At 55.8% G+C, this 17,199-nt stretch carries 15 protein-coding genes; 11 read left to right on the forward strand and 4 right to left on the reverse strand.

What is annotated here, in order from left to right; genetic code table 11:
- The first annotated feature begins 395 nt into the window (after positions 1 to 395).
- Positions 396 to 2,669, forward strand: a complete 2,274-nt coding sequence (locus tag QZ862_RS19315) for a cation:proton antiporter (RefSeq protein ID WP_296101448.1) — start codon at positions 396 to 398, stop codon at positions 2,667 to 2,669.
- 195 nt (positions 2,670 to 2,864) lie between these two features.
- On the opposite strand, the gene QZ862_RS19320 is transcribed toward QZ862_RS19315, so the two are convergent.
- The 3 genes from QZ862_RS19320 to ugpC form a co-directional block, all read right to left on the reverse strand.
- Entirely contained in the window at positions 2,865 to 3,266 is a 402-nt protein-coding gene (locus QZ862_RS19320; RefSeq protein WP_296081651.1) for a hypothetical protein, read from the reverse strand.
- Positions 3,267 to 3,315: 49 nt separating this feature from the next.
- Positions 3,316 to 3,993 (reverse strand): hypothetical protein, encoded by a 678-nt coding sequence (locus QZ862_RS19325; protein ID WP_296101413.1) that lies wholly within the window; start codon positions 3,991 to 3,993, stop codon positions 3,316 to 3,318.
- Between the two features lie 138 nt (positions 3,994 to 4,131).
- Entirely contained in the window at positions 4,132 to 5,205 is a 1,074-nt protein-coding gene (gene ugpC, locus QZ862_RS19330; protein WP_296101449.1) for a sn-glycerol-3-phosphate ABC transporter ATP-binding protein UgpC, read from the reverse strand.
- 100 nt (positions 5,206 to 5,305) lie between these two features.
- Here ugpC and QZ862_RS19335 point away from each other — a divergent pair, with 100 nt between their 5' ends.
- The 8 genes from QZ862_RS19335 (at position 5,306) to QZ862_RS19370 (ending at position 12,516) form a co-directional block, all read left to right on the forward strand.
- Positions 5,306 to 5,983, forward strand: a complete 678-nt coding sequence (locus QZ862_RS19335) for a GntR family transcriptional regulator (protein ID WP_296101414.1) — start codon at positions 5,306 to 5,308, stop codon at positions 5,981 to 5,983.
- Positions 5,980 to 6,960: an alpha/beta hydrolase gene (locus QZ862_RS19340; RefSeq protein ID WP_296101415.1), complete on the forward strand. Its 981-nt coding sequence runs from the start codon at positions 5,980 to 5,982 to the stop codon at positions 6,958 to 6,960. The genes QZ862_RS19335 and QZ862_RS19340 overlap by 4 nt, the downstream gene beginning before the upstream one ends.
- Positions 6,961 to 6,987: 27 nt before the next feature.
- Positions 6,988 to 8,187, forward strand: coding sequence for a sugar ABC transporter substrate-binding protein (locus tag QZ862_RS19345; protein ID WP_296101416.1), 1,200 nt, complete (start codon positions 6,988 to 6,990; stop codon positions 8,185 to 8,187).
- A 66-nt stretch (positions 8,188 to 8,253) separates the two neighbouring features.
- On the forward strand, positions 8,254 to 9,177 hold the full coding sequence (locus QZ862_RS19350; protein WP_296081672.1) for a sugar ABC transporter permease: 924 nt from the start codon (positions 8,254 to 8,256) through the stop codon (positions 9,175 to 9,177).
- The gene (locus QZ862_RS19355; RefSeq protein WP_296101417.1) at positions 9,174 to 10,007 is read left to right on the forward strand and encodes a carbohydrate ABC transporter permease; all 834 of its coding nucleotides are present in this window, start codon (positions 9,174 to 9,176) and stop codon (positions 10,005 to 10,007) included. The genes QZ862_RS19350 and QZ862_RS19355 overlap by 4 nt, the downstream gene beginning before the upstream one ends.
- Positions 10,008 to 10,065: 58 nt before the next feature.
- A complete protein-coding gene (locus QZ862_RS19360) occupies positions 10,066 to 10,947 on the forward strand; it encodes a sugar phosphate isomerase/epimerase family protein (protein ID WP_296101418.1) in 882 nt (293 codons plus the stop codon).
- Positions 10,944 to 11,939, forward strand: a complete 996-nt coding sequence (locus QZ862_RS19365; RefSeq protein ID WP_296101420.1) for a Gfo/Idh/MocA family oxidoreductase — start codon at positions 10,944 to 10,946, stop codon at positions 11,937 to 11,939. The genes QZ862_RS19360 and QZ862_RS19365 overlap by 4 nt, the downstream gene beginning before the upstream one ends.
- A 145-nt stretch (positions 11,940 to 12,084) precedes the next feature.
- Entirely contained in the window at positions 12,085 to 12,516 is a 432-nt protein-coding gene (locus tag QZ862_RS19370) for a heme-binding protein (protein ID WP_296081680.1), read from the forward strand.
- A 75-nt stretch (positions 12,517 to 12,591) separates the two neighbouring features.
- Here the strand turns inward: QZ862_RS19370 and QZ862_RS19375 are convergent, their stop codons facing one another.
- Positions 12,592 to 14,163, reverse strand: a complete 1,572-nt coding sequence (locus QZ862_RS19375; protein WP_296101421.1) for an NAD(P)/FAD-dependent oxidoreductase — start codon at positions 14,161 to 14,163, stop codon at positions 12,592 to 12,594.
- A 356-nt stretch (positions 14,164 to 14,519) separates the two neighbouring features.
- Between QZ862_RS19375 and QZ862_RS19380 the strand changes: the two genes are divergently transcribed.
- Both QZ862_RS19380 and QZ862_RS19385 read left to right on the forward strand, forming a co-directional pair.
- The gene (locus tag QZ862_RS19380; RefSeq protein WP_296101422.1) at positions 14,520 to 16,055 is read left to right on the forward strand and encodes an ABC transporter substrate-binding protein; all 1,536 of its coding nucleotides are present in this window, start codon (positions 14,520 to 14,522) and stop codon (positions 16,053 to 16,055) included.
- 108 nt (positions 16,056 to 16,163) lie between these two features.
- A complete protein-coding gene (locus QZ862_RS19385) occupies positions 16,164 to 17,174 on the forward strand; it encodes an ABC transporter permease (RefSeq protein ID WP_296101423.1) in 1,011 nt (336 codons plus the stop codon).
- Positions 17,175 to 17,199 lie beyond the last annotated feature (25 nt).

Below are 17,199 nucleotides of genomic sequence, written 5' to 3' on the forward strand. Positions count from 1 at the left end.
CAGACACTCGCTAGTGTTCTAGATATTCGGGACTGGAGCCGCTTGCTACGATGTCGCTGGACACGATCATGTCCGGCTTTGTGCCGACCATTTAGCACAACCTATCATTCGAGCCCTCGAGGAAGCATCTTTACGGGGTGCAAGGTTTCTGAGCGAATAGGTAGGGAGTACAAGAAGTCACTAAGCAGCATCGCTTGCCTGTTCTGTTTGCGAACAGGCTGCGGGAAAGCTGACGAAAACGGATAGGGTGTTTATTACGTCATAGCCATTAGAGACGACTTTGGGGCTGCTTGGATAGCCGGATCGAATAAGGTCATAGGCGCCGTCAGTCTTCTCTACGGAACATTGGCATGGCTTGCCCGTTTTATCGCCAGAAATGTACGGGGCCTCCATCCATGAAAATCAGAGTGAACTCTGTCCGGCTTAGCCTTTGGGCCTTGCCGACAGTCGGGATGTTAGTGACGTGCGGCGCCGCCTTTGCCGCCGATGGAAAATCCCCCGGCCCCTCAGAGGCCTTATTTCTAATCCAGATCATTGTACTTGTGGTCGTCGGGAGATTGCTCGGCGAGGCTATGGTGCGCATTGGGCAGCCGTCTATCATGGGCCAGATCATCGGCGGTGTCTTGCTAGGTCCTTCAGTATTTGGCCTTGTGTTTCCCGAAGCCCAGTCGACGCTGTTTCCGGATGGCGAGGCGCAAAAGGCGATGGCAGACGCCGTTGCTCAACTCGGTATTTTGTTCTTGCTTTTGCTCGCAGGTATGGAAACGGACCTTGGTCTGGCGTTGCGGCTGCGTCGTGCGGCGGCTGGAGTTTCGCTCTCTGGGATCGTGGTGCCTTTTGCACTCGGTTTTGCTTTGGGGGAGGTCATCCCCGCAAGTCTGTTGCCTGATCCCGACGCGCGATTGGTCACGTCGCTCTTTCTTGGAACCGCACTGTCGATCTCTTCGGTGAAGATTGTGGCGTCTGTGGTGCGGGAGATGGACTTCATGCGCCGTAATGTCGGTCAGTTGATTGTCGCTTCTGCTATTATCGATGACACGATCGGCTGGGTTATCATCGCTGTGACCTTCAGCCTGGCCACGAGTGGCGTTGTTGATGTTGCAATCCTCGCAAAGAGCGTCATTGGCACGATCGCGTTCATGGCCTTCAGCTTCACGATCGGACGGCGCATCGTTTTTGAGATCATTCGATGGGTCAACGATACCTTCAAAAGTGACCTGCCAGTGTTGAGTGCGATTATCGCCATTATGGGTGGCATGGCGATAATCACCAATTTGATCGGTGTTCACACTGTCTTGGGCGCATTTGTCGCGGGCATTCTCGTCGGTCAATCCCCAATCCTGACACGCCAGATCGAAGGACAGCTACGTGGATTGACGACCGCGCTGTTCATGCCGGTCTTCTTTGGTCTGACGGGTCTGAATACTGATCTCGGCCTCTTGGCTGACCCATCTATATTGCTTCTGGCGGTAGGACTGATCCTGATCGCCAGTCTTGGAAAATTCGGTGGTGCCTTTGTCGGTGCTAAAATGGGTGGGTTCTCCAATCCAGAAGCTATCGCGCTTGGGTGCGGAATGAATGCCCGGGGATCAACTGAAGTTATTGTCGCTTCCATAGGGCTATCGGTCGGCGTGCTCGACGAACGTCTGTTTTCCGTGATTGTTGCTATGGCAGTCGTAACGACGATGGCTATGCCACCCACCTTGCGGTGGGCATTGGCGCGGTTACCGATGCGGGAAGATGAGGAGGATCGCCTGCGGCTTGAATCCTTCGAGGAAAAAAGCTTCCTGTCCAATTTCGAGCGTATCCTGCTTGCGGTCGACCATTCAGCCAGCAGCGATCTTGCTGCCCGCATCGCTGGACATTTCGCTGCCGTGCGCAAGATGCCAATTACCGTTCTGGATGTCTTGGACGAACCCGGCGATGGTCGAGCTGACGAATTGGCGGGACGTATGCCGGACAGTCGCGCGAAAGAGGTCAGCGAGCGCGTGCAGAGCACTGCTGATGCGGCCCTGCAAATGGACGACGTCAAGCAAGCTTCGGCCGATGGCGAGGTCCATGTTACGATCCGAGCAAAGGACGGAGAACTGGACGACATCCTGTCGGAGACTGCAGACAAAGGCCATGACATGATGTTCGTGGGCGTTGAGCCGAGCACTGCCGAGGGCGGTGGGTACGGTGGTCGTCACACAACGATGGTGGATGCATTCGGCGGGACGACGGCGATTGTTTCGGCTCGAGGACATCTTCCAGAAGCGGATACTCAACTGCGTATACTTGTACCTGTCAGCGGGACAGAGCGTTCGCTGAACGCAGCAGAGTTTGCATTTGTCATCGCAAAGGCTACCGGCGGATCGATCGCTGCAGTGTATTTCAAGGATCCTGCACAGGCAGCGTCTCTGTCAAGAGTGAGTGACACGAGTGGTGTCCAGCAATCGGCGTTCGAGCAACTTGACCAAATTGCAGAGTTCTACGGTCTGCCATTGGAGAAGGTCACGTCGCAGCAAGCATCACCGGAGTTGGCCATACTTAAGCATGCTCGAAGAGGCCGCTTTAATCTGATCATTTTGGGGGTCAACAGGCGGGCAGGCACTGACCTTTCGTACGGCACTGTTGCTGACACGCTCTTGGAAACCGCCGACCGCTCGGTCGTCTTTGTCGAAATTTGATGGCCCTATTCCTAGGAACAGAAATCGCTCAGAATGACACTCCTTCCGCGATAAAGGAGATCATCCTCGCGCGTCATAACACGGGACACTGATCAGAATGCGTGACACAGGGGCGCGAAGCTCGGCAGGCGGACATCCTTGCTTGCGTGACAGATGCGAGCCGCTGTGTCACTTTCTGCTGTCTAGAGAGCGAAATTATTGAAAGCTTGTCGGTGAGCGGTAGCTGAAACTCGGATTGTCAGACCCCAACTCGAAGACTGCGCCTGTGAAAAAATTCGGTGTTCCGTCCACGTCTTTGATACACCGGCCGAAGGCGCCGAGCCTTAATAGGCCTGATCGTCTTGTGACCCTGAAGGATATTGTGCCGAATAATCCATCAAGAATGGAGGCATGGGTCCGCTCGGCGACAATTTCTCTATCCTCTTGCAGGATTTTGGACAAAAGGGTCTCGATGTCGATTCCAGCAGCAAGTTTGTCTGGATCAAACCCGTAGAGATAAGAGTAGTACTCATCGCCAACGAGGCTGTTTCGAGACAGATCCCACGTGTACATACCGAGCTTCGCACCATTCAATTGAAGCCACATATCGTTTGCCAACTCTGCCCCCAGCGGTAGTCGTTACAGTTTTTTACAATATACTAGAACATTATTCGCACACTACACTCTTTCGACACATGGACTGTGCAAGGATCTGTAAACAAGAATGCCTGCAGGCGGACACGGGCCAGATGCTGGTGTCGCTGCGTAGTTGAAGCCAAATCATTCCTGGCGTCGCTGACGGCGAGGTTACATTCGAGCTGAAGAATTCCTGCCTGCTGGCGAAGCTCTGGCTCTGCAAGCGTAGACTTTTCGCCAGTAGTTCGAAAACGCTTTTTTGGCTCCTCACAAACCACGCGACTTTCTCTTCGAAGGAGGCAGCCGTCATTGCTTCAGCCGGCGTCAACGTAGCGTCGGCCAGCCGTTTCCTAGCCCGTGGGACATCTCTTGTATCGATCCTTGCGCCGATCTCCATTCTTTCGAGAATTTCCTGACGTGCCTGCTGCTCAGCAGCGACCAGAGCTTTGACGCCGCGGCACGATGCTCGCGTGTTGCGAAGAACGAGCTGCGAGCCTTTAAGGGGCTTCGCGTCCCATGTAGGTCGATAGCTCGATGACAGACAAATTACATCGAGCCCTAGGAAGGCTTTCACTTCCGCGGCAAACACGATTTCCCTCAGCCTCTCTCCCGTCATCGCCAAGACAAGTTCGGTTATCTGACGCTGCAGTTCGGCAATCCGTTTTACCGCGAGTGGAAGCGCCTGCGCCTTTAGTCCGATGTCTGCCAATGGAGTTGCTCCATTCTTGAGACGTCCATAAGACATCGGACCCTTCATGGCCGGTGAAGCGATCGCTAAAATGCGAACGCCGGTGAACGTTCTGAGGACGGCGGTAAGCTCGGTATGTGGCTCCGTCGGTTAGCGCTCTCACACCGGATTTATCCTGCGGCCCGTCTTAGGATCAAAAAGATGAAGACTTTCGGTGCGCACTCGGAAATGTAACGTCTCACCAACATTCACGTCACTCGTTCGAGGGAACTCCGCGCAGAGCATCTTCGAATGACCGATCTCCACGTAGCCATACGTCTGACTGCCCAAGCGTTCTGCAACTACTAACTCTCCGGTTACCCAGGCGTCTTCCTCAGAACACTGTATAAGGTCTTCAGGCCGAATGCCGACCACGATCTGACCGTCGATCCTGCCGTAACCAACCGCATCATCTAGGTGGATCGACTTGTTGAGTAAAGTGAGCAGGCCACGAGCAAGGCTCGCAGGAAGGGTATTCATAGTCGGGCTGCCGATAAAGCGGGCGACAAACAAGCTTGCTGGTCTGTGATACAAATCCAGAGGTTTGCCGATTTGCTCGATAAGGCCAGCATTCATCACAACGATGCGGTCCGCTAATGTCATCGCCTCCACTTGATCGTGCGTAACGTAAATGGTGGTCGCCTTCATGCGATGATGGAGCTTAGCAATCTCAAGCCGCATCTCGACACGGAGCGCTGCGTCAAGATTGGACAATGGCTCGTCAAAAAGAAACGCGGCAGGTTCCCGGACAATTGCTCGACCCATAGCGACGCGTTGGCGCTGACCACCGGAAAGCTGCGCAGGGCGGCGGTCCAAATAGTCTGTGATCTTGAGGATATCAGCCGCGTGAGAAACACGGTGACCGATTTCCTCGTCTTTGCTGCCACGCATCTTCAGACCGAAAGACATATTGTCTCTCACGCTCATGTGTGGATAAAGCGCGTAGTCCTGGAAAACCATTGCGATGTTGCGTTCTGCAGGCGGCAGACGATTTACTGCCCGTCCTTCAATGTGCAACTCCCCACCGGAAATCTCCTCCAGTCCGGCAATCATTCGAAGAAGGGTGGATTTTCCGCATCCGGACGGGCCAACCAAGACGAGAAATTCGCCGCTTTCAATATCAATATCGATGTCGTGAATGACTTTTAGACTGCCATAAGACTTCTGGATTTCCTTCAGCGCAATTTCGGCCACGTTTTCCTCCCTGGTCGCAACTTCGTGCTTGACGATCATTATCGATGTCAATATCGATAATGATAAGTTCATCGATACGCAACAGCGCAGGCACATTCGGATGGCATATTTTCCACCCAGGCAAACCGCGACGAAATCCCTCAAATCCAGCGCAGCGTTTGACACGCTGAAACGGGACATCATGCTTGGCGTGCTTGAACCGGGAACGGGATTGACCGAACTCGATCTTGCGACGCACTTTCAATGCAGTCAGGGCACTGTGCGCGAAGCCTTGTTGCAGTTGCAGGAAGAGGGCCTTGTGCTTCGAAAGGGTCGTCGGGGCACGCAGGTTTCCGAGTGTACCGCTGACGAGGCAATCGAAATGTTTCGGCTGCGGCAGCAGATCGAGGGTAGCGGCATTGCCAGGATGATGCGCGCTCCGAGCCGAACCCTGGTCAAAGACCTTGAGGACCTGTTGAGCAAAATGTTGGATGCCGCGGACGCTGCCGACGAACTGGAGCTTGCAGCTGTCGACCGTGATTTTCATCGTCGTATCTTCGAGGATGCCAATCTGCCCGCCCTCGATCCCATTCTTCATCGCTGCCTGGTTCATAATCATCGGTTCAAGATTTCGCGTAGCCCGATGTCGCGCGACTTGAAGGCAACCGCACTGCGTCACCGCAGCATCATCGAGTCTATCGAAAGCGGTGACGCGCGGCGCGCAGCCGCTTCCATGCATCACCACATTGCAACGATCGTCGATTTTGGTCCTGAGGTATTTCCGGAGAGCGTTCAGTGAGCGCCGCCCAGGTGCTATCGGGTGCGTTGTCGGCAGAGACCGCTGCTTTGATGGCAAAGACGCTGGCGGAGCTTGGCCCGTTACCAGACCCAACGACGTTGGCGGCTAGAGAGGGAAGGGCCCAGGCGGCGTTCGCGAGCGCGCGTTGCAATGTCGATCTGCCGCCGATGCAGAGCGTCTCGGAAGTCTGGGTCGATGAAGATCAAGAACTTGGTGCCGCCCGCTGTCGCTTGAAAATTCTGGTGCCGAAAGGTGCTGGGCGCGGAGCAATCCTGTTCGTACATGGCGGAGGCTTCGCATTCGGTTCTCCGGAGACGCACGAGCGCTGTGCACGAGTCCTTGCGATTGAAAGCGGGATGCCTGTGGTGTTGCCGGACTACCGGCTTGCGCCCGAATGTCCGTTTCCTGCAGGTCTGAAGGACGTGGTATCGGCACTCCGTCACGTCTTTAGCACAACATCTGCTTTCGGAGTTTGCCGTGGCCCTTTGCTAGTAGCTGGCGACTCCGCGGGTGCCAATCTCGCATTGGCAGCCATGCTGCACGAAGAGCAGGATGGACGGCCACTCCCAGACGGTGGGCTGCTGTTCTACGGGAACTATGCGTGTTCATTCGAGACGGCCTCCTACATGCGCTTCAGCGAAGGGCCCGGACTGACGCGTGGCAAGATGCAGCGTTATTGGGGCTTCTATGCCGGGGGGGAGAAGATCGAAGCTGACCCTTTGGCATGTCCGCTCGTCGCAACCGATCTGCAACTGTCATCGCTGCCGCCTCTTCATTTGATGGCCGCGGAGGTTGACCCTCTTCTGTCGGACACGCTGGCTCTTAGCGAGCGTCTTCAATCGCTTGGTCGCAGCGATGAGTTGTTGATCATCCCGGGCGTGATTCACGGCTTTTTGCAGAACACATCCGAGCTGTCTGCCGCGCGGGAGGCGTTGGCGGCAGCGGGCAGTGCAGCTAGGCGACTAACCAGCCGCTAAAACAAAACAAACCTGGAGGAGGAAGGCATGAAATTTCTGAAAGCAATGGCGCTCGGCGCTGCACTGGCGGCGTCGGCGGCGCTATCCCAGGCAAAGGCGGAAACGGTCCGCTTTTGGTATCACTTCGACAATCCAGCCAACCCGATGGCTGACCTGGTCAAAAAGTTCGAAGCAGCCAATCCGGGCATTACAATTCAGGCCGAGAATGTCCCGTGGAACAGCTATTACGATAATCTATACACGTCGCTTGTGGGCGGTAACGCACCTGATGCCGCGATGGTGAAGCTTTTCGCTCAACCGCGTCTCGTCGAAATGGGCGCGCTTGAGCCGATCGGCGACAAGATCGATGCCTGGAAAGGCAAAGCCGATCTTCTCGATAACGTACTCGAACTGAACAAGGGGCCGGACGGCACTCAATATTATCTGCCTATCCAGTATGTCGCTCTTTATCTCTATTATCGGAGCGATCTTTTTCAGGCGGCTGGTCTGCAGCCACCCAAGACCTGCGAAGATTTCAGAAACGCCGCTATCAAGCTGACAAAGGCACCTGACACCTATGGATTTGGCCTGCGCGGCGGCAAGGGAGGCTGGGATCAGTGGGGCGCGTTTGTCTTTTCTCAGGGAGCAGAACTGAAGCCAGGCGGCCTGATCAAGCCCGAGGCGATTGCGGCCAATCAGTGGGTGATCGACCTCTTCCAGAAGGACAAGGTAATTCCGCCATCCGCCCCCAATGATGGGTTCCAGGAAATCATTGCAGCTTTCAAATCGGGCAAAACGGCGATGACGATCCACCACATCGGTTCATCGAAGGATCTCGTTGCTGCGCTGGGCGATAAGGTATCCGCGGTGCCCGTTCCGAAGTGTGGCAACGGTCAGTGGACGTCCTATGGCGACGAGTCTCTTGCGATCTTCTCCAGTTCCTCAGTCAAGGACGCAGCCTGGAAGTGGATTTCATTTCTCGCAGAGGGTGAGAACAACGTCGCTTTCAATAGCGCCACTGGCCAGATGACCGTGACCAAGAGCGGTTCGGCGAATTGGAAGCTTCACGAGCGCCGCTTCGTTGATGCGACGGTCCAATCGCTGCCGTTTGCGAAGGTACTGCCCCAAACCTCGAATGTTTCCGAATTCGTCAATAGCGCGTGGCAGACGAATATGCAGCAGGCGCTGACGGGGCAGGTAACCTCTCAGCAGATGATGGAGCAGCTGCAGGCGCTTTTCGCTGAGTAGTAGCCGCCACCTCCTTGCCCCGACAACTGTGTCGGGGCTTCTTCCCGGCAATGAAACGGACGCAGTATGTCTTTGTTAGCAACATCTTCCTCGCAGCGCCGCGCGATTTTCGACTGGCGCTCGGAACGGCTTCTTCCATATGTCCTGCTTGCGCCTGCATTTGTCGTGACGCTGGTCATTGTCTTTATGCCGATGGTGCAGGCGGTGTGGACGAGTTTCTACGATCTCATCCTTTTTAAACCGAATGCCAGCAAGTTTGTCGGTTTCGGAAACTATGTGAAGCTCTTCAACGATCCCGTTTTCTGGGCCGCACTCTGGAACACCCTGTTATGGATCGGTTTGACCGTACCGCTTCAGATGGGGCTCGGCCTTCTGACGGCTTTGCTCTTGAACCGGGAGTTTCCGTGGCGTGGTCTGGCGCGAGCGCTGATCATTATTCCCTGGGCCCTACCCAGCGTGGTGATCGCCCTGATGTGGCGTTGGATTTATGATCCCAATACAGGTGTGCTGAACGACATCCTCATCTATCTGTCGGTCGTCCAAGCGGCAGTTCCTTGGCTCGCCGATCCAAAGGTCGCGATCTATGCGATTATAGCAACGCTGACATGGCAAGGCTTCCCCTTTTTCGCGGTCATGATCCTCGCGGGGCTGCAAGGCATACCGAAGAGTCAGTACGAAGCTGCGTCGATCGACGGAGCGTCATCATGGAGGCAGTTCCTGCATATAACGTTGCCTGGGATCGCGCCGGTTCTTGCGACCGCAGGGCTGTTGCGCGTGATCTGGGTCGCGAATTCGATGGATGTCATCTTCGTGATGACCGGGGGTGGGCCGGGATATGCCACCTACACCCTGCCGCTCTATGCTTTCATAAAAGCTCGCCAAAATCTCGACTTCGGATACGGCACGTCCATTGCCGTTACCTTTACCATCCTTCTTGGCGCGTTCGTGGTTCTCTATCTCGCTCGCACCATGCGCGAGGTAGAAAGATGACACAGAAAAGCACGCTTCGCCGGATCCTCACAACAGATTTGCCTGTTCTTGCGATCGTCCTGTTCGCCATGGCACCGTTCGTGTGGATGATACTAACGTCACTCACGCCAACAGCCGTCCTTTCGGCTACCGGGGTCTCGCTGTCGCCCATGGGTTGGAGTATGGACAACTATGTTCGGCTCATCGAGCAGACGTCGTTTCTAAAAAACATGGGAGATAGCCTGATCATCGCCGGAGGCACGGTCGTCATCGGACTGATCGTTTCGGTCACCGCTGCCTATGCATTCTCGCGCTTTCGCTTCCGTGGGCGGAAACTATTGATGATGCAGTTCCTGCTAATCAACATGTTCCCGATGGTCCTGCTTATCCTGCCGCTTTTTGTGCTGATGCGCCGGTTCGGCATTCTCGACACGCATATTGGGCTTATTCTCGCGAATGCGACGGTCGCCATTCCGTTCGCGGTCTGGATGCTGACAAGCTATATCGCCGCGATCCCTAAAAGTCTCGATGAAGTGGCGATGACAGACGGATGTTCACGTCTGACGGCTCTCCGGAAGGTGGTTCTGCCTCTGACAATGCCGGGGATCATTTCGACCGGGATCTACATCTTCATCACTGCCTGGAATGAATATCTCTACGCGTTAACGCTTGGTGGCCGCAATGTTCGGCCTGTGACAGTCGCTATCCAGACGTTGATCGGTGAGTATCAAATCGAATGGGGCCTGCTTGCCGCAGGTGCCGTGGTCGGGGCCATGCCAGCAACAATTCTTTTCCTGCTCGTTCAGCGTCGGCTGATCGGCGGTCTGACGCAGGGCGCCGTGAAGGGCTGAGCGTCCTCGCAGAGGTCTTCGCGGCAATGGAATTTTATTCAATCATAAGGACACAAAGATGAACCCCATAGGGTTGATATCCATGCAGTATGCCCGCCCTTTCACGGCTGAGCATTTCCCGCTGTTCATGAAAATGCGCGATCATGGCTATGATTTCGTTGAGCTTCTTGTTCCAGAAATCGGTGAGCTCGCTATCACTGAGACAAAAAAGGCTCTCGACGATGCCGGAATTGGCGTTGTTCTCGCCGCTCGTGTCAATCTGCAGAGGAACCTGTCGTCCGCCGACGTGGATGCGCATCGTGCCGGTATCGATTATCTCAAATACACGGTCGATTGTGCTGCTGGTCTCGGCGCGACGGTGGTTGGGGGGCCATTGACAGGAAACCCGCTGGTCTTCGCAGGTCGTGCCCCACAGGTCGTGGAAGAAGCTGAGCGCCTTGCACGAAAAGATCGATGTGTCAGAGGGCTGAAGGAGGCGGGAGACTACGCGCAGAAGGCCGGCATTGTTCTGGCGGTGGAGCCCCTCAACCGTTTCGAGAGCGACGTGCTATGTACGACGCAGCAGGCGATGGAACTGCTTGATGCCGTCGATCATCCTGCTGTGAAGCTCATGCTCGACACCTTCCACATGCACATGGAAGAAAGTTCGCTATCAGAGGCCATCCGGCTCGCAGGGGATCGCCTTGTCCATTTCCAGGCGAACGAGAACCATCGTGGCTTCCCTGGGACGGGCTTGACGGACTGGGTCGACGTCTGCCGCGCCCTCCATGAGGTTGGTTACAAGGGGCCGATCTCGCTCGAACCTTTTCGTCGTACCGATGACCGTTTCGGTGTTCCGTTCGCCCAGTGGCGGGCGCCCCACGAAGACGAGAGCAATCGCCTGTCTGCCTCGTGCGCGTTCATGAAATCTCACCTCCTGCTGACGGAGTATCGTCGATGACTATAAAAATCGGTTGGATCGGCTGCGGCATTCACGCCACGCAGATGCTGCTTCCGCAGCTTGTTCGCCATGACGTCGAGCTTGTCGCGCTTTGCGATATCGACGGCGCGCGCCTTAAAGATGCTGGCCGGCAGTTCGGAGTGACCAATCTGGTCAGTGACGTTGCCGATCTGCTGAAGACGCCGGGCATCGACGCCGTTGGCATGGCGGTTGGCCCCGACCAGCACCTGGCTTTCGGAAAGATGGCTCTTGAGCGAGGCTTGCCTGTTTTCATGGAAAAGCCGCCGTCGGGTAGCGCTGCAGGCGCTCGTGAACTTTTGGCTGCTTCGGAAAAATCCAAAAAACCGCTCCTTCTGGGCTTCATGAAACGGTACTCGATCGGTAATCGCATGGCCGCCAATATCGTCAAGTCGGGTCGTTTCGGCGATGTACTGGGATTGACTGGCTACTACATGACCGCACCGGGCTACTTCGTCGGTAACGTCGACTATACCGGCTTCTTCCTTCACCATTGTGTTCATTACATGGATCTCGTGTCTTTCCTGGTTTCCCCCGTCCGCTCGATTAACGCCCGCAAAGTCGAGAAGACACCGGGGCGCGTACTCTTCCATGTTGGCTTCGAATTCGAATGCGGGGCTATCGGGAATGTGGCGATGGGCACCATCCAATCGCGCGGCACGCCGGTCGAGCGCATTGAGCTCATGGGCGATCACCAGCGGATCGAAGTGGACGACGTGATCGATATCAAATGGCACCGCAACCCGCCGTTCAAGATCGATGATCTCGGTGCAACACTGAACGAGGATTGCGACACGCTGACATGGAAGCCGAATTTTACGGCAGCGGCCAATGAGGATCCCAAAGGCTACCATTCTCTGCTTGCAGATGTGGTTCCCGCCCTTGCTGGAGCAAGTACCCCCGCGCCGACGATCGTCGAGGGAGTTATCGCGATGGAGCGTCTGGAAACGCTTCGCCGTCAACTTGCGCTTTGATATACGTGGGGGAGTGTCGTTCCGAAGATCGGAGCGACCTCATTCAATGATAGTCTTTGCGTCGAGTAACAGGCTAGTGCCCGCTATTGATCTTTCGAATGCGGTGCGCTGCCTGATTTGGTAGATACACGAGAGGAAACAGCAAATGTTGGTCATCAAGCGTTTGGACATAGAGGACGCGCGCAGCCTGATTGCAGGAGCGCGAGCGAAAGCAACGGAAATTGGCGTGCCAATGTGTATCGCTGTTGTCGATGAATCCGGTCAGTTGATCGCATTTGAACGAATGGATGGGGGTAAGATAACCAGCACCATCATTGCCCAGGACAAAGCGTACACGGCGGCCGGCGCCAAGCGCACGACCGAGAGTTACGGCGCGGCAAGCCAGCCAGGCAACCCCGCCTATGGCATCAACTCTGCGATCGGTGGGCGCCTGGTGGTTGTAGGCGGTGGCCTGCCAGTGATCGTTAATGGCGAGGTCGTGGGCGGAATTGGCCTGAGTTCAGGCACGCCGGCCCAGGATACGCAATGTGCTCAGGCCGGCATTGACCACTTCCTGGCGTCCAGACTACAGGCGTAGGACAAGTCGCGGTGATGCTTCGCTTGTTGTTGGGCATTACCCGACTGGAACCACCGCAGCAGGCGGACTTGCTTGTCACCCAGCAAGCATCTTTGCCAGCATGAAGCCAGAGCCGGCTCCCGTTCCTGCACCCGGCCACGTCGCGGCCCCGCACATGTACAGGCCATCGATGGGGCTCTTGTAGCGCGAATAGCCTGCAACGGGGCGAAAGAGGAAGTTCTGGTCAAGATGATGCGAGCCGGACAAACTATCGCCGCCGATGAGATTAGGGTTTTCCGCCTGTAAATCGACGGGTGACCAGACCGAGCACCCTCGAATTTTAGACCGAAAGCCTGGCGCGTAGTTCTCAATGATCGAGATGACGCGCTCGGCATAGGCGTCTTTTACCGACGCCCAGTCCGTGGCGTTGATCTCGCCTGCAGCGTCGCCCTTGATCTCTGCCGGGAGCACGCGCACCTGTACCCACAGCACATGCTTGCCATCAGGCGCGCGGGTTGGATCAACCGCGGTAGGCTGACCGACGACGAGAGCCGGTTCTTGAGGCAGAAGACCAGAGATTGCTTCGTCGTAAACCTTCGTCATCATCGAAAGAGTGGGCGCTATGTGGACGTAGGCGTAGGTTTTCAGTTCTGGAGAGGCTATCCAGTCCGGCAAGCCGTCCAGCGTCAAATGGATCATCATTGCGCCTGGTCCAGACCGGTAGGACTTGATGCCTTCGGCGAATTTGGGCGGCAACCGACCGGTCTTTACGATTCCGTCGAAGAGAAGCTTGGGGTGAATGTTGGAGATGATGGCACGTTTCGCCGTAAGTCTGCGTCCATCTGCAAGTGTGACGACTTTCTTTGTGTTGCTGAAGATTTCCACAGAGGTGACAGGAGAATTGAGGAACACCTCGCCACCTTTGCTCTCCAGCAGGCTCACCATCGCCTTGATGATGATATCCGCGCCGCCTTCACCGATCACCATGCCGAAGGCCTGATCAGCCATCGTTTCCAGATAAGGAAAGAGTGCGCCACCGGAAGCATCTGGCGGGAAATCCAGATGGAGGCCCCACGTCGCCATGGTGACCTTCAGCTTCTCATTGTCAAAATGCCGATCGAGAAAACCGCGTGGCGAGGACAGTAGCAGGCGGAGCAGGTCGGTTAGCAGCGGAATGCCACCTGCTCGCCAGGCTTTCCAGATCGTCTTGACGCTGAGAAACGAAGGCATGGGTGCCCCAAGCAGTCCAAAGAGATGCGGAGCCTTGGCGCCGAACTCTGCCGACATGGCGGCGAAGCTTTCGGCATCTTTCGACGAAAGGGCAGCAATTGCCGCTTTATTGGCTGCAAGGTCAGTGCCAATGCCGAGATGGGTTCCGTCTGGAAAAACGCTGGCAAAGCACTTCGCGGCGGGGACGAACTTCAGACCATGCGTTGCGAGGTCTTGAGCGTAGGTTTGATGAAAAGCGGAGCCAGCGAACATCGAAAGGTTCATCGCTGCCAGATCGTGCCGGAAGCTAGGTTCGATCACTTCCTGCGTCTTCACCGCACCGCCGGCAGTGGCCTTTGCCTCGACTACTGCGACCTTCCAGCCCCTCGCGGCCAGATGAACCGCCGCTGCCAGCCCGTTGTGACCTGCTCCCAGAACCACCGCATCGAATTCAGCCATCTCATTCCACCAGTATTATGATTTTATTTCTGTATGCATACATTTTCTCGATAATGCATCAAGCTTAAAATAAATTGCCTATGTGAGAGCTCGATGGTTTGCGATCAGCGCGGCGTTTTATGTTGCGAACCGCTCGGCCCAACAAGCCTTTGCATAGCTGTACTATCCAGAAGTACCAGCAGAAACGCGACTGGCGGCGTGCCGGAAGTGCCGCCAAGAAATATTCCCTTTCATATTATTTTCTAAAAATGGATGACGTGGCTCTTGTCAAAATCCTGATTTTAATTTTAAGTTTAAAACAATAACTAATCCGGGAAACACCGGAAGTCCTTCAAGGGGAACTTTAGGAGTCCAAAATGACTGACATGACGCGTCGTGGCGTACTGGGACTAGGTGCGGCTACCGTTCTGACCGGCATCCTTGCCGGGCGCATCCCGGTTCAAGCTGCGCAAACAAACACTCTGACGATTGCCTTCAATTCTAACCTGCCATCCTTTGACGGGACAGTTGGGCTTTCCGGCGTTAACCCCGCCATCCAGGCGATCTACCGCTCCATTTACGATCAATATATTGGCCAGAAGCCGGATCTTTCCTTCGAGCCCGGTTTACTGACCGACTGGGGCTGGAACGACGACAAGACCAAGGTCTGGATGGATGTGCGCGAGGGAGTGAAGTGGCATGATGGCTCGGACTTCACCCCAGAAGATATAGTTTGGTCCCTGACCCGCGCCGGCAAGCCAGACAGCGGCAATCCTGTCGCGAGCGTCTGGGCCAGCATCGGTAACTACAAGGTCGAAGGCAAGCGGATCACAGCCGATGTTCTCAACTTCGATCCGACCATATTCAAGTGGATGGCGTTCCTGACCGGCTATGTGTTGCCCAAGGCCTATTACGAAAAGGTCGGGGCAGAAGGCTTCGAAAAGAAACCTATCGGCACGGGGCCATACTTGTTTGACGCCTATGAGGGCAATTCTTTCCTGCGCCTCAAAGCCAACCCGAACTACTGGGGCGGCAAGCCTGCGTTCGAAACCGTCATTTTCAAATTCGTCACAGATCCGACGAGCCGTGTAGCCGAAATCGAATCCGGCTCCTCCGATGTCACGCTCGAAATTCCCTATGAAGAATTCGACCGACTGAAGGCGAAGAAGGGCCTTGCTGGCGTCTCTTCGCCGATCTCCGATATCGGCATGATCTTTATTACCAATGTCGAGCCGATGCTGGACAAGAACGTCCGGCTTGCAGCTCATCACGCCATCGACAAGGCTAGTATCGTCAAGAAGCTTCTGCGTGGCTACGGCGTTCCGATCGACACACTGGAAGCTCCAGAATACGAAGCTTACGACGCCTCTATCAAGGTGGCCTACGACCCGGAGAAGTCTGCTGAGCTTCTCAAGGCTTCCGGCTACTCCAAGGAAAAACCGGTCAAGTTCAAGATCCAGACCACACGCGGCCTGAAGCCCAAGGATTACGAGATGATCCAGGCGATCGTCGGCATGTGGCGCAAGGTCGGCATCGAGGCTGAGATCGAAGTCTATGAGGTGGCGAAGCACTTTGAGCTGCGCGCCGGTCACAAGCTCGCGCCTGCCGCTTTCTACAATTGGGGCAACGCGATCGGCGACCCCACGACATCGACTGGCTTTGCCATGTTCTCCAAGTCACCACACTCAGCCTGGAAGAGTGACGATGTCGACGCCCTGATCGGACCGCTTTGGGGCGAGAAGGACGAGGCCAAGCGTATCGCCGGTTGGAAGGCCGCTGACAAGTATATTGCCGAGCAAGGTTACGTCATTCCGCTTTTGCAATATATGCAGCCCGTCGTCTTCAAGTCTTCGCTGAAGGTGACGCCGAACGTTTCGAGCGCGCTGCAGCCAACGCTGGTCTCCAAGGCCTGACGAGAGAGAGCAGCGTCGCGTCTCGTTCGTCGTGGCGCTGCTCACCCCTGTTCGCAGAACCGCGCGTCTGGCAGCCGCCGACGATGACGGCAACAGGAATGTTTGACAATGACCATCTTCGATCTTCTCAATCGTCTCGTGATGGCGGTGCTGACGCTTATGGGTGTTGCCGTCATCGTATTCTGTCTGCTGCGCATCGTTCCAGGCGACCCCATCGCCATGATGATTTCGCCAAGTGCGACCCCCGCCGATATTGCGGCATTGCGCGCCCATTACGGTCTTGATCTTGGCCTGCCACAGCAATTCGTCATCTGGTTTGGTGATGTCTTGAAGGGCGACTTCGGCACGTCGATTTCGCAACGTCGCGATGTCATGGAATTAATCGGTGGTCGCTTGCCGGCAACGCTGGAGCTTGCGTTTGCCGCACTCGTTTTCGGCGTGCTCGCTGGTGGCATGATTGCTGTACTCGGCGCGCTTGCGCGAGGCACAAAGCTTGATCCTGCGCTGGATTTTATCAATGGGCTGTTTCTTGCTGTGCCAGATTTCGTCTGGGCGTTGGCGCTCGTTCTCTTGTTGGGCGTGTTTTGGCCGGTCTTTCCTTTGTCTGGACGCATCGATCCGGGACTGACGACGGACTTCCACACGGATTTCTATCTGATCGAGAGCCTCGTTACATTCAAGTTCGCGGCTTTCGCGGACGTCCTCGGCCATATGGTGATGCCCATGCTGGCGCTCGGCCTGCCCTTAGCGGCCATTGTCGTTCGCACGCTGAAGGAAGCGCTCGCAGAGGCAATGGTCCAGGATTACGTCCTGCTGGCGCGACTGAAGGGCATGTCGCCATTGCGGCTCGTGCTTCAGGAGGCGCTGCGCAATGCCGTGGGACCAACGCTAACCCTCACCGGCGTGCAGTTCACCTTCATGATCGGGGGCACGGTTATCGTCGAGCGCATCTTTTCCTATCCCGGTCTTGGCAACATGGCGATCGACGCGGTCATCAACCGCGATCTACCGCTGATCCAGGGCATCGTGCTGACCTTCGGCGCCATCTTCATTCTGTTGAATATTCTGGTCGATCTCATTGCAGCATGGCTGAACCCGAGGAGCGCCGCCCATGGCTGAGATGTCCAAGATCGTGACTGATATG

The sequence above is a fragment of the uncultured Agrobacterium sp. genome (genome assembly GCA_913777615.1).
Classification (GTDB): Bacteria; Pseudomonadota; Alphaproteobacteria; order Rhizobiales; family Rhizobiaceae; genus Agrobacterium.

Bases quoted from the DNA above. Each gene is read 5' to 3' on its own strand.
- QZ862_RS19315 (WP_296101448.1), top strand. From the start codon at position 396: ATGAAAATCAGAGTGAACTCTGTCCGGCTTAGCCTTTGGGCCTTGCCG.
- QZ862_RS19335 (WP_296101414.1), top strand. From the start codon at position 5,306: ATGGCATATTTTCCACCCAGGCAAACCGCGACGAAATCCCTCAAATCC.
- QZ862_RS19345 (WP_296101416.1), top strand. From the start codon at position 6,988: ATGAAATTTCTGAAAGCAATGGCGCTCGGCGCTGCACTGGCGGCGTCG.
- QZ862_RS19350 (WP_296081672.1), top strand. From the start codon at position 8,254: ATGTCTTTGTTAGCAACATCTTCCTCGCAGCGCCGCGCGATTTTCGAC.
- QZ862_RS19355 (WP_296101417.1), top strand. From the start codon at position 9,174: ATGACACAGAAAAGCACGCTTCGCCGGATCCTCACAACAGATTTGCCT.
- QZ862_RS19360 (WP_296101418.1), top strand. From the start codon at position 10,066: ATGAACCCCATAGGGTTGATATCCATGCAGTATGCCCGCCCTTTCACG.
- QZ862_RS19365 (WP_296101420.1), top strand. From the start codon at position 10,944: ATGACTATAAAAATCGGTTGGATCGGCTGCGGCATTCACGCCACGCAG.
- QZ862_RS19370 (WP_296081680.1), top strand. From the start codon at position 12,085: ATGTTGGTCATCAAGCGTTTGGACATAGAGGACGCGCGCAGCCTGATT.
- QZ862_RS19375 (WP_296101421.1), bottom strand. From the start codon at position 14,163: ATGGCTGAATTCGATGCGGTGGTTCTGGGAGCAGGTCACAACGGGCTG.
- QZ862_RS19380 (WP_296101422.1), top strand. From the start codon at position 14,520: ATGACTGACATGACGCGTCGTGGCGTACTGGGACTAGGTGCGGCTACC.
- QZ862_RS19385 (WP_296101423.1), top strand. From the start codon at position 16,164: ATGACCATCTTCGATCTTCTCAATCGTCTCGTGATGGCGGTGCTGACG.